Origin of the sequence: Streptomyces sp. SID486, from assembly GCF_009865385.1 — a bacterium.
Lineage (GTDB): Bacteria > Actinomycetota > Actinomycetes > Streptomycetales > Streptomycetaceae > Streptomyces.
In genome coordinates this window covers 1-4909 of the sequence record NZ_WWJT01000035.1, presented here as the reverse complement: position 1 = coordinate 4909, position 4909 = coordinate 1, and the positions used below count along the sequence as shown (strand labels likewise).

Sequence of the window (4909 nt, the reverse complement as noted above, 5' to 3'; positions counted from 1 at the left end):
GGCCGAGCGCGGCCAGGAAGCGGGCGCGCCCCGCCGTGGGCACGCCGGCGTCCGCGGCGAGCCGCGCGAGCAGCGCGCGGGCGCGGGCCGCGTCGGCCGTGGTGGCGATGGTCCAGTTCTCGGTGGCGGCTGTCATGGGTGCAGGTCCGGCGGTCGGGGGGCCAGTACGGCCACGCTGGTGTCGTCTCGTACGGGGAGGGCCGGGCTGCCCGCGTCGCGCAGGATCGCCGCGGCCACCACCGAGGGGTCCTGGGCGAGCAGCCCGGCGTCCTCCGGTGGCGTCCAGCGGCTGGGCAGCCCGTCGCTGTGCATGACGAGCAGGCTGTCCCGCCGCCACGGCATCCGGCGCACGGGGACCTGCGCCGGGAAGTACGCCCCGACGATCCCCGGATGGGAGACGAGGGACGTCCAGGATCCCCCGGCGCGCACCCGGGCGCCCACGTTGCCGACTCCGGCGAAGCTGAGTTCCGCCCGTTCCGGGTCCACCTGGGCCACCGTGACCGCCGCGCCCCGGGTGGGCCGCAGCGCGGTGTGCAGCCGGCGCAGGATCTCCTGGGGCGGCAGATGGGCGCTGCGGTGCAGCTCCCGCACCGCGGCGGAGGAGGCGTGCGCGGCCTTCGGGCCGTGCCCGAGACCGTCCGCGAGCAGCAGCGTCAGCAGCCGCCCCGAGCGCACCCAGGCCCAGGCGTCGCCGCACTGCTCGGCCTGGCCGAGAGCGACCGTGATCCCGCCCGCGGGCAGGTGTGCCGTGCGTGCCCCGCGCCCGCCGGGCTCCGGGTCCAGCCGGGCCGCCGCCACCGTCCCCCGGCCGGGCACGCTGTACAGATGGAAGGCGCCGGCGCTGCGCTGACAGCTGCCGAGGCCCGCCCCGAGGGAGCCGGGAGCGGTCGAGCTGCCGTCCCGCAGCGCCGCGTCGACATCGGCGATGCCCGGCCCGTTGTCCAGCGAGAACAGCTGCACGGACCGGCCGGCTCCGGCGTCCGGACGCGCCACCAGGTTCACCACCATGCGGCCCCCGCCGGCGTGCTTGAGCAGGTTGGTGGCCAGCTCGGTGGCGACCAGCTCCGCGATCGCCGTGCGCGGCGGGGCGAGGTCCGCCGCGCCGCACGCCTCCCGGGCGGCGATCCGGACGTCCCGGACCCGCGTGGAGTCGTGCACCGGGATCTCCCATACCCGGCTCATGCCACCCCCGGACGTGACGCGGGCACCTGGGACACCCAGGCGGTGGCCGTGACGGTCGTGCCCCGGCCGGGCTCGGTGTCGACGCTGAACTCCTGCACCAGCCGTCTGGCGCCGCTCAGTCCGAGGCCCAGGCCGCCGCCGGAGGTGTACCCGTCGGTCATGGCCAGCTCCAGGTCGCGGATGCCGGGACCGTCGTCGATGAAGCGCATCCGCAGGCCCCGGGCGCGGCCGTTGTCCAGCGGCGTGATCTCGACCCGTCCGCCGCCGCCGTGCACCAGGGTGTTACGGGCCAGCTCGCTGGCCGCCGTCACGACTTTGGTCTGCTGCACCAGACCGAAACCCAGTCCCGCCGCGCACTGCCGCACCTCCTGCCGGACCCAGGCCAGATCCGCGTCCGAGCCGATGGGCAGGCTCGTCGCGGACGCCTGGCCGGACGACTGCATCAGCTCCCCCTCTGGGACAGCAGTTCCATGGCGCGGTCCACGTCCAGCGCGGTCACCAGACCCGGCAGCGCGAGCCCCAGCTCGACCAGGGTGATCGCCACCGCGGGCCGCATCCCCGCCAGCACCGTCCGGGCCGCCAGCAGCCGGGACGCGGAGGCGATCTCCGCGAGCACCCGCCCCAGGAACGAGTCGACCATGTCCAACCCGGAGATGTCGATCACCACACCGGTCACCGGGCTGGTCGAGATGCGCGTGGTGATGTCGTGCTGCAGCTGTTCGGCCATGCCGTCGTGCAGCTCCCCCTGCAGGGAGACCAGCAGGACGTCGCCCAGGGCGAGCACCGGGACCTGGGACGTCGGCTGGCCGGGAGTGGGCTGGATCACCGTGCACTCGCACCCGCATCCGTACGGGAGACCTCGATGCCCTGCCGGCTCAGCGCGTAGGCGAGCGCGTCGGCCAGCGAGGAGCGGGTGAGCACCGAGCTCAGGTCGATGCCGAGCTGCACGATGGTCTGCGCGATGGCCGGGCGGATGCCGGAGACGATGCAGTCGGCGCCCATCAGGCGCGCCGCGGCGACCGTCTTCATCAGGTGCTGGGCGACGAGCGAGTCCACCGTGGGCACGCCGGTGATGTCCAGGATCGCGTACCGGGCCCGCTGCTCGACGATGGCCTCCAGCAGCGACTCCATCACGACCTGGCTGCGCGCGCTGTCCAGCGTCCCGATCAGCGGTACGGCGACCGTTCCCTCCCACAGCTTGATGACGGGCGTGGCCCCTTCGAGCAGCTGCTGCCGCTGCCGCTCGATCAGCTCCGCGTTGGCGTCCAGCGCCGTCTCCATCACCACCAGGCGCAGGGTGCCCATCAGCAGGGTCAGGGCCAGCGTGCACTCCTGGGCCCGCGGGGCCGACGGGTCCGGGAACTCCGCGCGCAGCAGTTCCACCACCGGTCCGCGCAGGACGGCCACCTCGCCGGCGATCTGCGCCGCCGTGGAGCCGCTGCGGGACCGGGTCGCGGTCATACGCCCCAGCTGGTCGCGGACCGAGCCGAAGCCGGGCGCCTCGATGTCCTCCAGGCGTCCGCTGACGGCCACTTCGGACAGCGCCTCCACCACGGCCTTGCACGCCTCGACCGCCTCGTCGCGGGAGACGGTGAAGACCGTGCGGAACAGGGGTGCGTCGGCCCAGCGCTGGGCGATCTGCTCCTTGCGCTGTTCCAGGAAGGAACTCACCGTCTGCGGTGCCGATTCGGCCGCGTCCCGGTCGAGCACTGTCATCCTCTCCTCTCGCACAGCCAGGGGCGCCGGTCGGCCGGTCTCTCCGGGCCGATCGACGCCGACCGCCCACCGTAACTCCCAGCGTCCGACCTGGCCAATCCCGCCCCTGACACCTCGCCGCGGCGCCAACTCCCTTGGCAGTGAGGCTCCTTGGCGCCGCCGCGGCGGGCTGTGCACGGCGCCGACGGGGCCGGGGCCCAGGGCCCGCGCCGTGTCACCGGACACGTGGGCGAAGGGCCCGCGCCGGAGTCGGTGGTGTGGCCGGTGGCGTGGCTCACACCGCCGGGGGCCGGGCCCGGGCCGGGTGCCGGGCAGGGGCCGGACGCGGCGGCCGGAGCGGTGCCGGCGGGTACGGCCGGCTGTTTCTGGGTACGCCGAGGGGCGGACCGACGGCGCGCGGGTACGGCCGCCCGGCCCGTCGGCCGCCGGCTCCCCCGGGTCTGCTTCCCGCCCACGTCGACTCGGCTCCTTGGGTGCGTTCGAACGGTGCCGGCCTGCCGGTGTGCGCCGCCAGGCCGGTGTCGGTCAGCCGCCTACCCCGAAACCGGCAGGACTTTCCTCACTGTTGCCGACGTCACCCTCGCGTGCGACCCGCTCCCCTCGGTCGGCCGGTAGGCGCGGGTCAGTCCCGCCCCGGCGCCGGGGCCTCACGGCTGCCCGGGACCGGCTCCGGCGACACGGCCGGCCGGCGGCGGCGCAGCAGCAGGCGCCGAGCCGGGCGCTCCACCGCCTCGTACAGCACCCAGGCCAGGGCGAGCGAGACGGCGAACAGGGCCGTGGTGACGGCCGCTCCCGTCAGCAGGCCGTAATGCGGCTTCGTACCCAGCAAGGAGGTCGCCGTCCGCAGCACCAGGAGATGGATCATGTAGAAGGCGAACGACAGTTCGCCGAGCCGCACCAGCCGCCTGCGCCGCCACAGCGACGGCAGCCCGTGCAGGTCCGCGACCGCCGCCGCCGGGATGAGCAGGGCGAATCCGGCGATGGTGCACACCGTGCCGGGGTAACCGCCGTGCGTGGCCTGCGGGACGAGGAAGTAGCCGATGACGGCCAGGGCGAGCGACGCCTCCAGACCGGGACCGCGCCAGCGGCCGAGCAGCACCAGCCGGGCGGCGACGGCACCGAGCACGAACTCGGGCAGCCGCGCGGCCGGGAACGAGTAGATCGACTGGGACCACCAGTGGTGGAGGTCCGCGTGGGCCAGCACCAGCAGGGCCACGACCGCGAGTGCGCCGAGGGCGGTGCTGCCGCGCGCCCCCAGTCGGCGCAGCAGCAGGATCAGCAGCGGGAAGCAGGCGTAGAAGAACGCCTCACAGGCCAGGGACCAGCTCACCGGGTTCAGCGTCTGCCACCAAGGGTGCCACCAGGAGTGCAGCAGCAGCGCGTTCGCCAGGGCCTGCCCCGGCGTCGGCCGCGGCTGGTGCGCCAGCGTGTACGCCATGACCGACGCGATGACGACGGTGACCAGGTGCACCGGGTAGATCCGGGCGACGCGCCGCCACCAGAAGGCGAGCGCGCGGTCGCGGGGCCGGGCCGACCACGTCAGCACGAATCCGGACAGCACGAAGAAGAAGGACACTCCCGTGGCACCCGGACTGAAGGCCCAGGAGACCAGGCGGCCGCTCCGGCCGCCGAAGTAGCCGAAGTTGGTCACGTGCAGTCCGAACACCAGCAGCGCCGCCATCCAGCGCAGTCCGGTGAGGGAGGGCAGGGAGGGCAGGGCGCCCGACGGGGAGGGCCCGACGGTCGCCGCGCCGGTTCGGGCTGACGGCGTCCGGAGCGCCCGGGTCGTCGCCGTGGTCATCAGATCACCTGCCGCTGGAGATTCGCGTGGGGCATGAAGGGGTACGTTGCCCGCTCGCCCCTGGTTCATCACGTCGGATGGCAAACGTCACACTGGTGCCGAACGACGGACGGCCCGGTATGCCACGGACGGCGGGACCGGGTACACCCGCACGAGTGACGTCCTTGGCGGGGCGGGGCGGGGGGCGCGGAACGGGGCGGCGTGGGGCGG

5 protein-coding genes are annotated in these 4909 nt (G+C 74.6%); all 5 read right to left on the bottom strand.

Translation table 11 applies throughout. The features are described from left to right. Positions 1–132 precede the first annotated feature (132 nt). Complete coding sequence (locus GT045_RS01795) at positions 133–1182, bottom strand: SpoIIE family protein phosphatase (RefSeq protein WP_161296966.1); 1050 nt, start codon at positions 1180–1182, stop codon at positions 133–135. Continuing rightward, on the bottom strand, positions 1179–1625 hold the full coding sequence (locus tag GT045_RS01790; protein ID WP_161296968.1) for an anti-sigma regulatory factor: 447 nt from the start codon (positions 1623–1625) through the stop codon (positions 1179–1181). Before GT045_RS01790 ends, GT045_RS01795 begins: the two co-directional genes overlap by 4 nt. Beyond that, entirely contained in the window at positions 1625–2008 is a 384-nt protein-coding gene (locus GT045_RS01785) for an STAS domain-containing protein (protein WP_161296970.1), read from the bottom strand. Before GT045_RS01785 ends, GT045_RS01790 begins: the two co-directional genes overlap by 1 nt. Next, complete coding sequence (locus GT045_RS01780) at positions 2005–2898, bottom strand: STAS domain-containing protein (protein ID WP_202516379.1); 894 nt, start codon at positions 2896–2898, stop codon at positions 2005–2007. Before GT045_RS01780 ends, GT045_RS01785 begins: the two co-directional genes overlap by 4 nt. 622 nt (positions 2899–3520) lie before the next feature. Continuing rightward, on the bottom strand, positions 3521–4699 hold the full coding sequence (locus GT045_RS01775) for an acyltransferase (protein WP_161333071.1): 1179 nt from the start codon (positions 4697–4699) through the stop codon (positions 3521–3523). Positions 4700–4909 lie beyond the last annotated feature (210 nt).

Excerpts from the sequence above, each read along its gene's own strand:
- GT045_RS01795 (WP_161296966.1), bottom strand. The coding sequence starts at position 1,182 with ATGAGCCGGGTATGGGAGATCCCGGTGCACGACTCCACGCGGGTCCGG.
- GT045_RS01790 (WP_161296968.1), bottom strand. The coding sequence starts at position 1,625 with ATGCAGTCGTCCGGCCAGGCGTCCGCGACGAGCCTGCCCATCGGCTCG.
- GT045_RS01780 (WP_202516379.1), bottom strand. The coding sequence starts at position 2,898 with ATGACAGTGCTCGACCGGGACGCGGCCGAATCGGCACCGCAGACGGTG.
- GT045_RS01775 (WP_161333071.1), bottom strand. The coding sequence starts at position 4,699 with ATGACCACGGCGACGACCCGGGCGCTCCGGACGCCGTCAGCCCGAACC.